General features: G+C 66.8%; 10 protein-coding genes and 5 tRNA genes. All 15 read right to left on the bottom strand.

Annotated elements, in window-relative coordinates; translation table 11 throughout:
• Positions 1-209: 209 nt before the first annotated feature.
• The gene (gene rpoC, locus WMF26_RS03175) at positions 210-4,499 is read right to left on the bottom strand and encodes a DNA-directed RNA polymerase subunit beta' (RefSeq protein ID WP_437999093.1); all 4,290 of its coding nucleotides are present in this window, start codon (positions 4,497-4,499) and stop codon (positions 210-212) included.
• A 141-nt stretch (positions 4,500-4,640) separates the two neighbouring features.
• A complete protein-coding gene (gene rpoB, locus WMF26_RS03170) occupies positions 4,641-8,777 on the bottom strand; it encodes a DNA-directed RNA polymerase subunit beta (RefSeq protein ID WP_437999092.1) in 4,137 nt (1,378 codons plus the stop codon).
• 366 nt (positions 8,778-9,143) lie between these two features.
• The gene (gene rplL / locus WMF26_RS03165; protein WP_061628733.1) at positions 9,144-9,536 is read right to left on the bottom strand and encodes a 50S ribosomal protein L7/L12; all 393 of its coding nucleotides are present in this window, start codon (positions 9,534-9,536) and stop codon (positions 9,144-9,146) included.
• Between the two features lie 98 nt (positions 9,537-9,634).
• Positions 9,635-10,165: a 50S ribosomal protein L10 gene (gene rplJ, locus WMF26_RS03160; protein WP_061628734.1), complete on the bottom strand. Its 531-nt coding sequence runs from the start codon at positions 10,163-10,165 to the stop codon at positions 9,635-9,637.
• Between the two features lie 3 nt (positions 10,166-10,168).
• Positions 10,169-10,879 (bottom strand): 50S ribosomal protein L1, encoded by a 711-nt coding sequence (gene rplA, locus WMF26_RS03155; protein ID WP_020732611.1) that lies wholly within the window; start codon positions 10,877-10,879, stop codon positions 10,169-10,171.
• A gap of 145 nt (positions 10,880-11,024) precedes the next feature.
• A complete protein-coding gene (gene rplK, locus WMF26_RS03150; protein ID WP_061618350.1) occupies positions 11,025-11,468 on the bottom strand; it encodes a 50S ribosomal protein L11 in 444 nt (147 codons plus the stop codon).
• A 117-nt stretch (positions 11,469-11,585) separates the two neighbouring features.
• Entirely contained in the window at positions 11,586-12,116 is a 531-nt protein-coding gene (gene nusG, locus WMF26_RS03145; RefSeq protein WP_020732609.1) for a transcription termination/antitermination protein NusG, read from the bottom strand.
• A 30-nt stretch (positions 12,117-12,146) separates the two neighbouring features.
• On the bottom strand, positions 12,147-12,653 hold the full coding sequence (secE, locus tag WMF26_RS03140) for a preprotein translocase subunit SecE (protein WP_061628735.1): 507 nt from the start codon (positions 12,651-12,653) through the stop codon (positions 12,147-12,149).
• A gap of 186 nt (positions 12,654-12,839) precedes the next feature.
• Positions 12,840-12,912: transfer RNA gene (locus WMF26_RS03135), tRNA-Trp, on the bottom strand.
• A 29-nt stretch (positions 12,913-12,941) separates the two neighbouring features.
• Positions 12,942-13,112: a 50S ribosomal protein L33 gene (rpmG, locus tag WMF26_RS03130; RefSeq protein ID WP_020732607.1), complete on the bottom strand. Its 171-nt coding sequence runs from the start codon at positions 13,110-13,112 to the stop codon at positions 12,942-12,944.
• A 9-nt stretch (positions 13,113-13,121) separates the two neighbouring features.
• Entirely contained in the window at positions 13,122-14,312 is a 1,191-nt protein-coding gene (tuf, locus tag WMF26_RS03125; protein WP_020733175.1) for an elongation factor Tu, read from the bottom strand.
• A 52-nt stretch (positions 14,313-14,364) separates the two neighbouring features.
• Positions 14,365-14,440: transfer RNA gene (locus tag WMF26_RS03120), tRNA-Thr, on the bottom strand.
• Between the two features lie 16 nt (positions 14,441-14,456).
• A tRNA-Gly gene (locus WMF26_RS03115) sits at positions 14,457-14,529 on the bottom strand.
• A gap of 74 nt (positions 14,530-14,603) precedes the next feature.
• Positions 14,604-14,685: transfer RNA gene (locus WMF26_RS03110), tRNA-Tyr, on the bottom strand.
• An 81-nt stretch (positions 14,686-14,766) separates the two neighbouring features.
• Positions 14,767-14,839 (bottom strand) — tRNA-Thr (locus tag WMF26_RS03105).
• Between the last annotated feature and the right edge of the window lie 670 nt (positions 14,840-15,509).

Raw genomic sequence — 15,509 nt, 5'->3', positions numbered from 1 at the left:
TAGGCGCTCACGCCACGTCCGGCGCGTTCCGCCAGGCCGGCAAGCTCAGGGCTGGGAGAGGAAAGCGGCCCCGGGGCGGCACGCCCGGTGGCTGGGGTGCCGGGCGGCACGCTCGGGAACTGGGGTGCCGGGCGGCACGCCCGGGAACTGGGTGCCGGGCGGCGCGCCCGGAGGCGGGGGTAGGCCCCGCCCGGGCGCGCCGGCGGTCGTCACTCCTCGTTCACCGCCGTGAGCGGCGCCGTCTCCTCGGGGCGCGGCCGCGGGGCGACGTACGGCGCCTGCACCACCGGCTCGCCCTCGACCACGACCTGGAGGCGCTTGTAGGCGGGCAGACCCGTCCCTGCCGGGATCAGGCGACCCATGATGACGTTCTCCTTCAGACCGCGGAGATCGTCCGTCTTGCCGTTGATCGCGGCCTCGGTGAGCACCTTGGTCGTCTCCTGGAACGACGAGGCGCTGATGAACGACTCGGTCGACAGGCTGGCCTTGGTGATGCCGAGGAGGAGCGCCTCGGCGATGGCGGGCTTGCCGCCGCGCTCGATGACGTTCTCGTTCTCCTTCTCGAAGATGTGCTTCTCCACCTGCTCGTCGACCAGGAAGTTCGTATCGCCGACCTCGCGCACGCGGACGCGCCGCAGCATCTGCCGGACGATGACCTCGATGTGCTTGTCGTTGATGCCGACGCCCTGGAGCCGGTAGACCTGCTGGATCTCGTTCACGAGCCAGGCCGACAGCTCCTTCTCGCCCTTCACCCGGAGGATGTCGTGCGGGTTCGGCGGGCCGTCCTGGAGCGGATCACCCGCGCGCACCCGGTCGCCCGGCTGCACCTGGATGTGCTTGCCCTTGGGGATCAGGTACTCGCGCGCCTGATCGCCGAGCGCATGCCCGTCCGGCGAGTACGGCGTGATGATGACCTTCCGCTTGCCCTTCGTGTCCTTGCCGAACGTGACCTCGCCGTCGATCTCGCTGATGATGGCGTGATCCTTGGGCTTCCGGGCCTCGAACAGCTCGGCGACGCGGGGCAGACCGCCGGTGATGTCCTGCACCTTCGTCGTGTCGCGCGGGATCTTCGCGATGACCTCGCCGGCCTCGATGAGATCCCCCTCCTGCGCGACGATGTGCGCGCCGACGGGGAGCAGGTAGCGCGCCTCGAGCTCGCTGTTCGGGAGCTTCAGCGTCCTGCCGGACTCGGGGTCCTTCAGCGAGATGCGCGGGCGGACGTCGGCCGCCTTCGACTCGATGACGACCTTTCGCGAGAGGCCCGTCACCTCGTCGAGGCGATCCTGCACGCTGACGCCCTCGATGAGGTCGCCGAACTTCACCACGCCGGAGACCTCGGTGAGGATCGGCGTCGCGAACTGGTCCCACTCGGCGAGCAGCTCGCCGGGCTTGGTGCGCTCGCCGTCGGCCTTCTTGAGGATGGCGCCGTAGACGAGGCGGTTGTGCTCGCGCTCGCGCCCCGTCTCGTCGACGACCACGATCTCGCCGTGGCGGTTCATCACCACCATGGTGCCGTCCTTCTTCTTCTGGACGACCGCGCGGCGGAGGCGGACGGTGCCCTCGGTGCGGGCCTCGAGGTAGCTCGCCTCGATCTTGCCGCGCGCCGCGGTGCCGCCGATGTGGAAGGTGCGCATCGTGAGCTGCGTGCCCGGCTCGCCGATCGACTGGGCGGCGATGATGCCCACCGCCTCGCCGATGTTGACCCGGTAGCCGCGCGCGAGGTCGCGGCCGTAGCACAGCGCGCACACCCCGCGGCGGAGCTGGCACGTGAGCACCGAGCGGATGACGACCTCCTCGATGCCGGCGTCCTCGATGGACCGCACCGCCTGCTCGTCGAGCTCGGTGTTCGCCGTGATGAGCACCTCGCCGGTGAGCGGGTCGACCACGTCCTCCAGCGCGACGCGGCCGAGGATGCGGTCGCCGAGCGGCTGGATGACCTCGCCGGCCTCCTCGAGCTTCGCCACGCGGATGCCGTCGAGCGTGCCGCAGTCGAACTCGGAGATGACCGCGTCCTGCGCCACGTCGACGAGCCGGCGGGTGAGGTAACCCGAGTTCGCCGTCTTGAGCGCGGTGTCGGCGAGGCCCTTACGCGCGCCGTGCGTCGAGATGAAGTACTGGAGCACGCTGAGACCCTCGCGGAAGTTCGCGGTGATCGGCGTCTCGATGATCTCGCCGGACGGCTTGGCCATGAGGCCGCGCATCGCGGCCAGCTGCCGGATCTGCTGCGTGGAGCCGCGCGCGCCGGAGTCGGCCATGATGTAGATCGGGTTGAAGCTCGGCTCGACCGACTCCTTGCCCGTCTCGTGGTCGACGACCGTCTCCTTGCCGATGCCGGCCATCATCTCGGTCGTGACCTGGTCGGCGATGCTCGCCCAGATGTCGACGATCTTGTTGTACCGCTCGCCGTCGGTGATGAGCCCCTCCTGGTACTGCTCGACGACGCGCTCGACCTCCTTCTGCGCCTCGCCGAGGAGGACCTTCTTGGCCGGCGGGATCACCATGTGATCCATGCAGATGGAGATGCCAGCCCGCATCGCGTGGTCGAAGCCGAGCGTGCGGAGCCGGTCCGCGAGGAGGACGGTCTCCTTGTTGCGGTGGATGCGGTAGCAGACGTCGATGAGCGCCGAGAGCGCCTTCTTGTCGAGGGTCTTGTTCGCGTACTCGAACGCGACCCCCTTCGGGAGGACCTCGGAGATAATGACGCGGCCCACCGTGGTCTCGACGATGCGGCGCTTCACATGGCCGAACTCGTCGAGCTGCGGGTTGCCGTCGTCGTCGATGATCGGCACGCGGACGCGGATGCCGGCGTGCAGGGCGACCTCGCCGTTGTCGTACGCCATCCGCACCTCCTCGGGGGAGGCGTAGATGCCCCGCAGGTAGCCCTGCGCCACGCCGTCCTCGCCGAAGGAGAGGGTGTCGGCGCGGTACGACCCCTTCTCGAACTTGCGCTCGCGGGTCGCGTAGTAGAGCCCGAGCACGATGTCCTGCGTCGGGTTGATGATCGGCTTGCCGCTCGCGGGCGAGAGGATGTTGTTCGTGCTCATCATGAGCACGCGCGCTTCCATCTGCGCCTCGACCGACAGCGGCACGTGGACCGCCATCTGGTCGCCGTCGAAGTCGGCGTTGAACGCCGCGCAGACGAGCGGGTGCAGCTGGATCGCCTTGCCCTCGATGAGCACCGGCTCGAACGCCTGGATGCCGAGGCGGTGGAGCGTCGGGGCGCGGTTCAGGAGCACCGGGTGCTCGCTGATGACCTCCTCGAGGATGTCCCAGACCTCCGGCCGCTCCTTCTCCACCATCTTCTTCGCGCTCTTGATGGTGTTGACGTAGCCGCGCTCTTCCAGCTTGTTGTAGATGAACGGCTTGAAGAGCTCGAGCGCCATCTTCTTGGGCAGGCCGCACTGGTGCAGGCGCAGCGTCGGGCCCACGACGATGACCGAGCGGCCCGAGTAGTCGACGCGCTTGCCGAGCAGGTTCTGGCGGAACCGGCCCTGCTTGCCCTTCAGCATGTCGGAGAGCGACTTGAGCGGGCGCTTGTTCGGGCCGGTGATCGTCTTGCCGCGGCGGCCGTTGTCGAACAGCGCGTCGACGGCCTCCTGCAGCATCCGGCGCTCGTTCCGGATGATGATCTCCGGCGCGTTCAGCTCGAGGAGCCGCTTCAGGCGGTTGTTGCGGTTGATGACGCGGCGGTAGAGGTCGTTGAGATCGCTGGTCGCGAAGCGGCCGCCGTCCAGGGGGACGAGCGGGCGCAGATCCGGCGGCAGCACCGGGATCACGGTCAGCATCATCCACTCCGGCCGATTGCCGCTCTCGCGGAAGGCCTCGACGACCTTGAGCCGCTTCGCGAGCTTCTTCCGCTTGGCCTCGCTGGTCGCGGCGCGCATCTCCGTCCTGAGCAGCTCGGCCAGGCCGTGCACGTCGACCTGCTTGAGCATCTCGAGGATCGCCTCGCCGCCCATGCCGGCGCTGAACTTGTCGTCACCGTACTCGTCGAGCAGCTGCAGGTAGCGCTCCTCGCTCAGGAGATCGCCCCTCATGAGGCCGGTCTCCTTCGGATCGATGACGATGTAGGCCTCGCAATAGAGCACCTTCTCCAGGTCCTTGAGCGTGATGTCGAGCATGTTGCCGATGCGCGACGGCAGGCTCTTCAGGAACCAGATGTGGGCGACCGGCGTGGCCAGCGAGATGTGCCCGAGCCGCTCGCGGCGGACCTTCGACTGGATGACCTCGACGCCGCACTTCTCGCACACGATGCCACGGTGCTTCATGCGCTTGTACTTGCCGCAGTTGCACTCGTAGTCCTTCACCGGCCCGAAGATCTTGGCGCAGAACAGACCATCGCGCTCCGGCTTGAACGTCCGGTAGTTGATGGTCTCCGGCTTCTTCACCTCGCCGTGCGACCACTCGCGGATCTTCTCCGGGCTCGCGAGCGAGATGCGGATGGCGCTGAACGAGAGCGGGTCTTTGGGCTTCTCGAAGAAGCTGAAGATGTCACGCATGGAGACCTCCGGAGACGGAAACGATACCGATGAACCTGCCAGCGCCCACCGAGTCGGACGTCGGGGGCGCGCCGCCCGCGCGGCGCGCCTCCCCCCCCATCACCGACCGGGCGCGCGGCGCTCGCGACGTGACGAACTGCATCACTCCTCTTCCTCCGCGGCCGAGGCCTCCACGCCTCCGCTCGTCTCGACCAGCTCCACGTTCAGGCACAGCGACTGGAGCTCCTTGATGAGCACGTTGAAGCTCTCCGGCAGCCCCGCCTCCAGGGTGTAATCCCCCTTCACGATGGCCTCGTACATCCGGGTGCGGCCCATCACGTCGTCGCTCTTCACGGTGAGGAACTCCTGCAGCGCGTAGGCCGCGCCGTAGGCTTCCATCGCCCAGACCTCCATCTCGCCGAGCCGCTGCCCGCCGAACTGCGCCTTGCCGCCGAGGGGCTGCTGCGTGACGAGCGAGTAAGGCCCGATCGAGCGCGCGTGGATCTTGTCGTCCACGAGGTGGTGGAGCTTCAGCATGTACATGATGCCCACCGTGACGTTCTGATCGAACGCATCGCCCGTGCGCCCGTCGAAGAGGATCGCCTGGCCCGAGGTCGGGAGACCCGCGAGCTCGAGAGCGCCCTTGATATCCGACTCATGAGCGCCGTCGAACACCGGCGATCCCATGAAGACACCCTCGTCGACCGTCTTGACGAAGCGCTTGACGTCGCCGTCGTCGAGGTCGTCGAAGAAGCCGGCCATCGACTCGTCGCCCGCGTAGATGGCCTTCAGGTGCTCCTTGATCTCGGCGGTCGCCCGCTGCTGCTCGAGCATGCTCTGCAGCTGGTTGCCGAGCTCGAAGGCGCCCCACCCGAGGTGGATCTCGAGGATCTGACCGACGTTCATGCGGCTCGGCACGCCGAGCGGGTTGAGCACGAGATCGACCGGCCTGCCGTCCTGCAGATACGGCATGTCCTCCTCGGGGAGGATGCGGCTGATGACGCCCTTGTTGCCGTGGCGGCCCGCCATCTTGTCGCCGACCTGGAGCTTGCGCTTGATGGCGATATAGACCTTCACCATCTTGATGACGCCCGGCGGCAGCTCGTCGCCCTTGGACAGGCGATCGATCTTGTCCCGGAAGTGCTCCTCGCGCGTGCGGACGAGCTCCTCGAGGTCCCGCAGGATCTGCTGGACCCGCTCGGCGTCGTCGACGGGGATCTCGCCCCAGTACTTGCGGGGGATCTCGGCGAGGGAGGCCTCGTCGATGATGGCGCCCTTCTGGAAGAGCACCTTGCCCTTGTCGTCGACGAGCTTGCCCGTCGCCTCCTTGCCGAGGAGGAGCTCGCGGATGCGGCGGAAGAACGAGTCGCGGAGGATCTTGATCTCCTCGTCGCGCGTCCGCTCGATCCGGGCCCGCTCCTGGTCCTCGATGTCCCGCGCGCGGTCGTCCTTCTCGGTCCCCTTGCGCGAGAACACGCGGGCGTTGATGACGATCCCGCCGACGCCGGGCGGCACCTTGAGCGAGCTGTCGCGCACATCGCCGGCCTTCTCGCCGAAGATCGCTCGGAGCAGCTTCTCCTCGGGCGAGAGCTGGGTCTCGCCCTTCGGGGTGATCTTGCCGACCAGGATGTCGCCCGGGCGCACCTCGGCCCCGATGCGGACGATGCCGGAGTCGTCGAGGTCCTTGAGCGCCTCCTCGCCGACGTTCGGGATGTCGCGGGTGATCTCCTCCTTGCCGAGCTTCGTGTCGCGGGCGACGCACTCGAACTCCTCGATGTGAATCGAGGTGAACACGTCGTCCTTGGCGATGCGCTCGGACACGAGGATGGAGTCCTCGAAGTTGTAGCCCTGCCACGGCATGAACGCGACGAGCACGTTCTGGCCGAGCGCGAGCTCGCCCATGTCCGTCGACGGGCCGTCGGCGAGCACGTCGCCCTTCTTCACCACCTCGCCCGTCCGGACGACCGGCTTCTGCGTGTAGCAGGTCGACTGGTTCGAGCGCTGGAACTTCATGAGGTGGTAGATGTCCGGCACCTCGGCGCCCTCGCCCTCGGCCCGGACGACGATGCGCGTCGCGTCGACGCTCTCGACGACGCCGGGGCGCCGCGCGATCACGCAGACGCCGGAGTCGCGGGCGAGCCGCTCCTCCATGCCGGTGCCCACGAGCGGCGCGTGCGACTGGACGAGCGGCACGGCCTGGCGCTGCATGTTGGCGCCCATGAGCGCGCGGTTCGCGTCGTCGTGCTCGAGGAAGGGCACGAGCGCGGCGGCGACCGACACCATCTGGTTCGGCGCGACGTCCATGAGCTCCACCATCTCGGGCGTGACGATCTTGAACTCGCCGTTGTAGCGAGCCGAGACGAGCGACTCCTTGAAGCGCCCGCTCTCGTCGAGGTTCACCGTCGCCTGCGCGATGTACTTGCCCTCTTCCTCGAGCGCGGAGAGCCAGATCACGTCCTCGGTCACGCGGCCGTTCTCGACCTTGCGGTACGGCGTCTCGACGAAGCCGAACTCGTTCACGCGGGCGAACGTCGACAGCGAGGCGATGAGGCCGATGTTCGGGCCTTCCGGCGTCTCGATCGGGCAGATGCGCCCGTAGTGGGTCGCGTGGACGTCGCGCACCTCGAACCCGGCCCGCTCGCGGGTGAGGCCGCCCGGCCCAAGCGCCGAGAGCCGGCGCTTGTGGGTGACCTCGGAGAGCGGGTTGGTCTGGTCCATGAACTGCGAGAGCTGCGAGCTCCCGAAGTACTCCTTCACGACCGCGCTGACCGGCTTCGCGTTGATCAGGTCGTGGGGCATGAGCGTGTCGATCTCCTGCGACATGCTCATGCGCTCCTTGATCGCGCGCTCCATGCGGACGAGGCCGATGCGATATTGATTCTCCATCAGCTCGCCGACCGCGCGGACGCGGCGGTTGCCGAGGTGGTCGATGTCGTCGACCGAGCCGCGCCCGTTCTTCAGCTCGATCAGGTGGCGCACCGTCTCCAGGATGTCCTGCGGCGTGAGCACGGTGAGATCGAGCCCCGGCCGCTCGTCCTCGGGGACGTCCCGGTAGAACTTGTAGTTCAGCTTCAGCCGGCCGACCTTCGAGAGGTCGTAGCGCTCGGCGTTGAAGAACAGGTTGTGGAACAGGGTCTTCGCGGTCTCGAGCGTCGGCGGATCGCCCGGCCGCAGCCGGCGGTAGATCTCGAGGATCGAGTCCTCCATCGTCTTCACCTTGTCGGTGAGGAGCGTGTCGCGGAGGTACGAGCCCACGTTCAGGCCGTCGATGAAGAGGATGCGGAACTGCTCGATGTTCGCGTCGCGCAGCCGCTCGAGCTTCGCCTCGGTGAGCTCCTCGTTGACCTCGACCACGACCTCGCCCGTCTCCGGGTCGACGATGTCGTGCGCGGCGACCTTCCCGACGAGCTCCTCCGGCTCGAGGCTGAGCCGCTCGAGCTTCGCCTCCTTCATCTTCCGGATGGCGGCGCGGGTGAACTTCGTGTTCTTCTTGACGATGACGTCGTTGCCAATCTTGATGTCGCGCGTCGTCCGCTGACCGGCGAGGAGATCGTACTCGATGCTCTTCGAGTACTTGCCCCCCTTCTCCAGGTACACGGTCTCGGTCGAATAGAAGTAGTTGAGCAGGTCCTGCGTCGAGTACCCGAGCGCGCGCAGCAGCACGGTCGCGTGCATCTTCCGCCGCCGATCGATGCGCACGTAGATGATGTCCTTCGGGTCGAACTCGAAGTCGAGCCACGAGCCGCGGTACGGGATGACGCGCGCGGAGTAGAGCAGCTTGCCGCTCGAGTGCGTCTTGCCCTTGTCGTGGTCGAAGAAGACGCCGGGGCTGCGGTGCAGCTGGCTGACGACGACGCGCTCGGTCCCGTTGATGATGAACGTGCCCGTCTCGGTCATCAGCGGGAGCTCGCCGAAGTAGACCTCCTGCTCCTTGATGTCGCGCACGATCCGCTCCCCGCCGTCGCGGGTGTCGTAGATCATCAGCTGGTTCGTGACCTTGATCGGGGCCGAGTAGGTCATGCCGCGCTGGCGACACTCGTCGACGTCGTACTTCGGCGGCTCGAGGTTGTACGAGACGAAGACGAGCTCGCTCGTGCCGTTGAAGTCCTTGATCGGGAAGACCGAGCGGAACACCGCCTGAAGCCCGACCTCCTCCCGCTCGTTCGGCGGAACGGACATCTGGAGGAATTTGTCGTAGCTCGACTTCTGGATGTCGATCAGGTTGGGGACGTCGATGATGCGACGAACGCGACCCAGGTTCTTACGGACGCGGAAGTTGGATTGGACGACCGACGGCATCGATTTCCTCCGGCTCACACGAGCCGCGCGGGGCGGGCGCACGGCTCGAACCGAGCAACGAACACGAAGCTACGCACCAATGGCGAGCGAGCGTCCCCAGCATGTGGGGACCCAAAACATCTTGGTTGTGGGGGCAGAGCGGACCGCGTGGCGACCCATTGAGCTCCGGCATTGGTCGAGGACCCGCACCCGCGGTCCTCTTCAGAATTGACCGAGGACCCGTATTCGCGGCCCTCTTCAGCGTTGCGCGAGGGCCCGCACGCGCGGCCCCTTTCTTCAGACAAAAGCGGGACGTGCGGCAGGGACGACCGCCCTGCCGCCGTCCTCCGGCGGATCCCGATTTCCCCTGGCAGGGAGCGGTGATCGTTACTTGAGCTCGACGGTAGCACCTGCCTCGACGAGCTTCTTCTTCATCTCCTCCGCGTCCGCCTTGGAAACCTGCTCCTTGACGGTCTTCGGCGCGGCCTCGACCAGGTCCTTCGCCTCCTTCAGGCCCAGACCGGTGATCTCGCGGATCGCCTTGATCACGCCGATCTTGTTGCTGCCGGCGTTCGCGAGGATGACGTCGAACTCGGTCTGCTCCGGCGGCTTCTCGGCCGGAGCAGCACCGGGGGCAGCGCCGCCGGCCGCGACGGCGACCGCCGCCGGGGCGGCCTTGACGCCCCACTTGTTCTCGAGGTCCTTGATGAGCTCGGCGATCTGGATGACAGGGAGGTTGGAGAGGTAATCGACGACCTGCTCGCGCGTGATCTCAGCCATTGCAAGACTCCTTCAAACTCTTCTGCGCGCCCCGGGGAGGGGGCCATGTAAACCAAAACCAGACGGGCGCAAGGCCCATTTTTACGAAAGGGGCCGCCTCAGCCCGATGTGCCCGCCGCGTCTTCCTTCGCCTTCAGGAGATAGGCGAAATTCTGGAGAGGCGCGTTGAGCTGCTGCACGAACTGCTGGAGCGGCGCCTGGAGCGTCGCGAGCAGCGTGGCGCGGAGCTCATCCTTGCCGGGCATCGTCGCGAGCTGCGTCTCGACGGCGTCGCCGGAGAGGATCTGCCCCTCGATGAGCCCGGCCTTGATCTGGAGCTTCTGGTTGTCCTTGCGGAACGCCTTGACGACCTTGGCTGCCGCGCTCGGATCCTCGTAGCTCCAGGCCACGCCGGTCATGCCGGTCAGGCTCTTCGCCAGCGTGTTCGCCCAGGGGTGCTCCTTGATGGCGTGGCGGACGAGCGTGTTCTTCACGACCCGGTACTCCACGCCGGACTTCCGGAACTCATCGCGAAGCTTGGTGACCGCCTCGACGTTCATCCCCTTGAAGTCCAGGAAGACCGCGGAAGACATCCGCTCGAACTTCTGCCGGACGGAGCCGACGACCTCTTCCTTTTGGGACCGTTCCATGGGCTACGCCTCCTCTGCCTTGCCGATGAAGTGGACCGGGTCGATGCGAACCCCCGGGCCCATCGTCGAGGACATCGTGATGCTCCGGAGGTAGATGCCCTTGGCCGTCGCCGGCTTGGCCCGGACGAGCGCCTGGATCAGCGCGTCCGCGTTGACCTGGAGCGCGCCCTCCGCGAAGGAGACCTTGCCGATCCGGGCGTGCACGATGCCCGCCTTCTCGACGCGGTACTCGACCTTGCCGGCCTTGGCCTCGGTGATGGCCGTCTTCACGTCGAACGTGACCGTCCCGACCTTGGGGTTCGGCATCAGGCCGCGCGGACCGAGGATACGGCCGAGCTTGCCCACCAGGCCCATCATGTCGGGCGTCGCGATCACGCGGTCAAAGTCCATGAAGCCTTCCTGGACCTTGTTCACGAGATCCGCCTCGCCGACGAAATCGGCCCCGGCAGCCTCGGCCTCCCTGGCCTTCTCGCCCTTGGCGAACACCAGCACCCGGAGCGACTGCCCCGTACCATGCGGGAGCACCACGGCGCCGCGGACCATCTGGTCTGCGTGCCGCGGGTTGACCCCCAGCCGGACCGCGAGGTCCACCGTCTCGTCGAACTTGGCAGGCGCGGCTTGCTTCACGAGCGCGCAGGCCTCCTGCAACGTGTACTTTCGAGCGCGGTCGACGACTGCCCGCGCTGCGAGTTTCTTCTTGGCGACTTTCGGCACATGCCCTCCTTCTTAACGGCTCTCGCCTCCCACGGTGCGCCTTAAACTACCGTGGTAAGTCTTCTATCCCGTCCGCCGGGGCGCCCTCCTCGGAGCGCCGCCAGGCGGCGCGCATCCCCGACCGCGGGGAGCGCTGCGACGCACCTCAGTCGACGATGTCGATGCCCATCGAGCGGGCGGTGCCCGCCATGCTGCGCATCGCGGACTCGAGGTTCGTCGTGTTCATGTCCTGCATCTTGAGCTGGGCGAGCTCCTGCAGCTGCTTCTGCGTGACCTTGCCCACCTTGACCTTGTTGGGCTCCTTGGAGCCCGCGCCCGGCTTCTTCTTGGTCTCGAGCCCCGCCGCCTTCTTGAGGAGGACGGAGGCCGGCGGCGTCTTCAGGATGAACGTGAACGAGCGATCCGAGTAGACCGTGATCACCACCGGGATGATCATGTCTCCCTGCGCTGCCGTCCGCGAGTTGAAGTCCTTGCAGAACGCCATGATGTTGACGCCGTGCTGGCCGAGCGCCGGACCGACGGGGGGCGACGGGTTGGCCTTGCCCGCCGGAAGCTGCAGCTTCACGTACCCAGTGACTTTCTTCGCCATGATGAATCTCGCACCCTATCGAACCGCCGCCCGACGGGCGGTCTACTTTTCAGAGAAACAGCGGAGCGCCGCGGAGGCGCGGCGCTCGCCCGCAGGTTTGCAGCCGTTCGCCCCCGGCTAGCGCTTCTCCACGGCTGAGAAGTCGAGCTCCACGCTGGTGGGTCGGCCGAAAATGCTGACCTTCACCTTGAGCTTCTGCTTGTCCATCTTCACGTCGTCGACCGTGCCGGTGAAGTTCGCGAACGCCCCGTCCAGGACCCGCACCTCCTCACCCACCTCGAACGTGAGCCGCGGCTTCGGCTTGACCGACCCCTCGACGATGCCCCGCCGGAGGTTGTCGATCTGCACCAGCGGGACTTCCTGCGGCGTCTGGTTACCGATGAAGCCGGTCACCTTGGGCGTGTCCTTGACCAGGTGCCAGACCTGCTCGTTCATCTCCATCTCGACGAAGATGTAGCCGGGCAAGCTGAGCTTCTGACGGACGCGCGTCTTGCCGCCGGGGCGGTTCTCCGTGACCGTCTCGCTCGGGATGAGGATCTCGCCGAACCGATCTTCCAGTCCGTACTGCTTCACGCGCTGCTGGAGCGCGTCGCGCACCTTCGCCTCGTATCCCGAGTAGGTATGGATGACGTACCACTTCTTGGCCATGGCGCTTGATTCCCTCAGGATCTCCCTGCTTCAGCTTCCATCGCCATAAACGATGTTGGTCACGAACGCCCAGAAGCGGTCGAGCAGCGCCAGGTAGAGGGTCGCCACGGTGGTCGTCGCGATGACGACGAACGTCGCGTTCGTGACCTCTTTCTTGGTCGGCCACTTCACCTTCGCCAGCTCGGCGGCGACCTCGTCGCTCCAGGTGCGGAGCTCCGCGTTGCGGAACGCACGCAGCACGACGATGATCGCGATGACGCCGCCGACGACCATGCCGTAGGTCGTCTTGTCGTCGTCACCCACCGCGGAGACCGCCGGCAGCGTTCGGCTGAACCAGTCCTTGTTGGAGAGGGTCGCCCAGACGCCGTGGATGACCTTGCCGAGCAGGTAAGCGAGCAGCATCCCGGAGGCGAAGAAGCCGGCGAGCACATAGCGCTCGGTCCCGAGCTGCGTGGCCGCGACCTCTTCCTCGGCTTCCTCGGCGTCCTCGCGCTGCGCCTCGGCGTCAGCGGCCCCCGGCTCCTCGCCTTGCGTCACGAGGGACGACGCTTCAGCGGGCGCGGGCGCTCCAGATTCTTCCGGCTCCCCATCCTCCGCGACCTTCGGCGTTTGCTTGTCTTCTTGACTCTTCGCCATAACCACACCAAACGCGCCGGCCCGCGGCAGACAGAAGCCTGCTCGATGGGGCTCCGAGGGCGCCCCCTGGGCGCCCACATTCCCCGGCAGGGGCAGAGAGGCTCGAACTCCCGACCTGCGGATTTGGAATCCGCTGCTCTACCAACTGAGCTATACCCCTAGAATCGCTGCGCCTTCCTGAGCACCCGTTCACTTCGTCTCGTTGTGAACCGTGTGCTTCTTGCACTGCTTGCAGAACTTCTTGAGCGAAACCACCTGGTCGGGCGCCTTCGTGGTCTTGTAGTTCCGCGACTTGCACTCGCAGCAGGCCAGTGAGACGGCGATGCGCGCCGCACGCCACCCACCGGCCTGCTCGCCCACGTCGGCCTCCTACGCGAGGATCTTCGTGACGACGCCGGCGCCCACCGTCTTGCCGCCCTCGCGGATGGCGAAGCGCATCTGCTCCTCCAGCGCGACCGGGGCGATGAGCTCGATCGTCATCGTGATGTTGTCGCCCGGCATCACCATCTTCACCCCCTCGGGGAGGTTCACCGTGCCGGTCACGTCCGTCGTCCGGATGTAGAACTGCGGCCGGTAGTTGGTGAAGAACGGCGTGTGGCGCCCGCCCTCCTCCTTCTTGAGGACGTACACCTCACCGGTGAACTTCGTGTGCGGCGTGATCGACCCGGGCTTCGCGAGCACCTGGCCGCGCTCGATCTCTTCCTTCTCCACGCCGCGGAGCAGACACCCGACGTTGTCGCCCGCCTGCCCCTGATCGAGCAGCTTCCGGAACATCTCGACGCCGGTCACGACCGACTTCTTCGTGTCCTTGAAGCCGATGATCTGCACCTCGTCGCCGACCTTGATCACGCCGCGCTCGATGCGGCCCGTGGCCACCGTGCCGCGGCCCTTGATCGAGAACACGTCCTCGATCGCCATCAGGAACGGCTTGTCGATGTCGCGCACCGGCTCGGGGATGTAGCTGTCGAGCGCGTTGAGCAGTTGCTGGATCGTCTCCTCCCACTTCGGGTCGCCCTGCAGCGCCGGCAGCGACGCGCCCCGGACGACCGGCGCGTTGTCGCCGTCGAACTTGTACTTCGAGAGGAGCTCGCGGACCTCCATCTCGACCAGGTCCAGCATCTCCGGGTCGTCCACGGCGTCGCACTTGTTCAGGAACACGACGATGTGGTTCAGGCCGACCTGCCGGGCGAGCAGCACGTGCTCGCGCGTCTGCGGCATCACGCTGTCGAGCGACGACACGACGAGGATCGCCCCGTCCATCTGCGCCGCGCCCGTGATCATGTTCTTGATGTAGTCGGCGTGCCCGGGGCAGTCGACGTGCGCGTAGTGGCGCTTCTCGGACTCGTACTCGACGTGCGCCGCCGCGATGGTCACCGTCTTGGTCTCGTCACGGACCGTCCCGCCCTTCGCGATGTCGGCGTACGAGATCGCCTTCGCCAGCTGGCGCTTCGACTGCACCTTGACGAGCGCGGCCGTGAGCGTGGTCTTGCCGTGGTCGATGTGGCCGATGGTGCCCACGTTCACGTGCGGCTTCGTACGAGTGAATTTCTCCTTGGCCATCGAGATGTCTCCTGCCGAAATGAAGTTCGCGACTGCGTTGCGCTGTCCTCGCTGGAGCCCACCATCGGGATTGAACCGACGACCTCGTCCTTACCAAGGACGTGCTCTGCCAACTGAGCTAGGTGGGCAAACGACCGACCACGGAGCGGGCGACCGGGTTCGAACCGGCGACGTTCAGCTTGGAAGGCTGACGCTCTACCAACTGAGCTACGCCCGCGGGGCTCCGCCGGGAGTCATCCCAGCGGATCTACATCTTGGTCGGACCGCTGTCGGAGCGAACGACCGCTCCGGTGGAGGGTGATGGATTCGAACCATCGTAGGCATTGCCGGCAGATTTACAGTCTGCTCCCTTTGGCCGCTCGGGCAACCCTCCAGATTTTCTATCTTTTCTCTACCGTACCGTGTTCGTCCGTCCCGTGGCCTCCCGAACCGTCGACCTGCTGCCTTGCATCGGAGCTGGCGAGGGGACTTGAACCCCTAACCCCCTGCTTACAAGGCAGGTGCTCTACCGATTGAGCTACGCCAGCGACATCGACCCGCTGCTCGCCCCCGGGGCTCCGGGAGGCGTGCGTGCTGACCTAGCGACATGTCCCAAGATCGATCACTTCTATACGAGCAATCAACTCCCGGCCCTGCTGGACCGTCTGCCTGCGCGGCTCGGGGCATCCCGAGCCGGCCTGGACCGCAGCGAGGTGAAGCGGCTGGTGCTGCTCACGTCGCTCCGAAGGTAGACGAGTCCCGCGAAGGGAGGAGGCTCTTAGCCCCCTGCAAGAGACGTGTCAAGCGGTGTGCATCGTTTTCGTCCCGTTTTCGTCCGTTTCGCTGGAATCGGCTGCGAAAGCGCGGGTCGAGCGCGCCGTCGAGCTGCGGCGGGCAGGAGCTCCCGCCTCGTCCGGCAGCGCCGATCTCGCTCGAGTGACGACCGTTTTCAAGGCGGACGTCGCGCCCAGCGCGCGAAGCGGCGCGGCGCGGGCTCGAGCCGCACCGTCCGCCGGGGCACGGCGGCGGGCCCACGCCGCACGATGGCGCCGCGCAGGCACGGCGGCGAGCCCGCATCGCGCCGTTCGTCGCACGGGACGCTCCGCAGCACGACGGCGTCGCGACGCGCTCCGCACGACGGCGGCGCGCCCCGCACCACGACGCCGTCGCGACGCGCGGCGCCCCCCGCAGCACGACGCCATCGCGACGCGCGCGCTC

The organism is Sorangium sp. So ce185, assembly GCF_051526825.1.
In the GTDB taxonomy this organism is placed as follows: domain Bacteria; phylum Myxococcota_A; class Polyangia; order Polyangiales; family Polyangiaceae; genus Sorangium; species Sorangium cellulosum_D.
Note: the sequence above shows the minus strand (reverse complement) of the source record. Positions and strands in the feature narration are given on the sequence as shown.

Coding starts and splice junctions, on each gene's coding strand:
- rpoB (WP_437999092.1), bottom strand. CDS start 8,777: ATGCCGTCGGTCGTCCAATCCAACTTCCGCGTCCGTAAGAACCTGGGT.
- rplJ (WP_061628734.1), bottom strand. CDS start 10,165: ATGGAACGGTCCCAAAAGGAAGAGGTCGTCGGCTCCGTCCGGCAGAAG.
- tuf (WP_020733175.1), bottom strand. CDS start 14,312: ATGGCCAAGGAGAAATTCACTCGTACGAAGCCGCACGTGAACGTGGGC.
- rplK (WP_061618350.1), bottom strand. CDS start 11,468: ATGGCGAAGAAAGTCACTGGGTACGTGAAGCTGCAGCTTCCGGCGGGC.
- nusG (WP_020732609.1), bottom strand. CDS start 12,116: ATGGCCAAGAAGTGGTACGTCATCCATACCTACTCGGGATACGAGGCG.
- rpoC (WP_437999093.1), bottom strand. CDS start 4,499: ATGCGTGACATCTTCAGCTTCTTCGAGAAGCCCAAAGACCCGCTCTCG.
- rplL (WP_061628733.1), bottom strand. CDS start 9,536: ATGGCTGAGATCACGCGCGAGCAGGTCGTCGATTACCTCTCCAACCTC.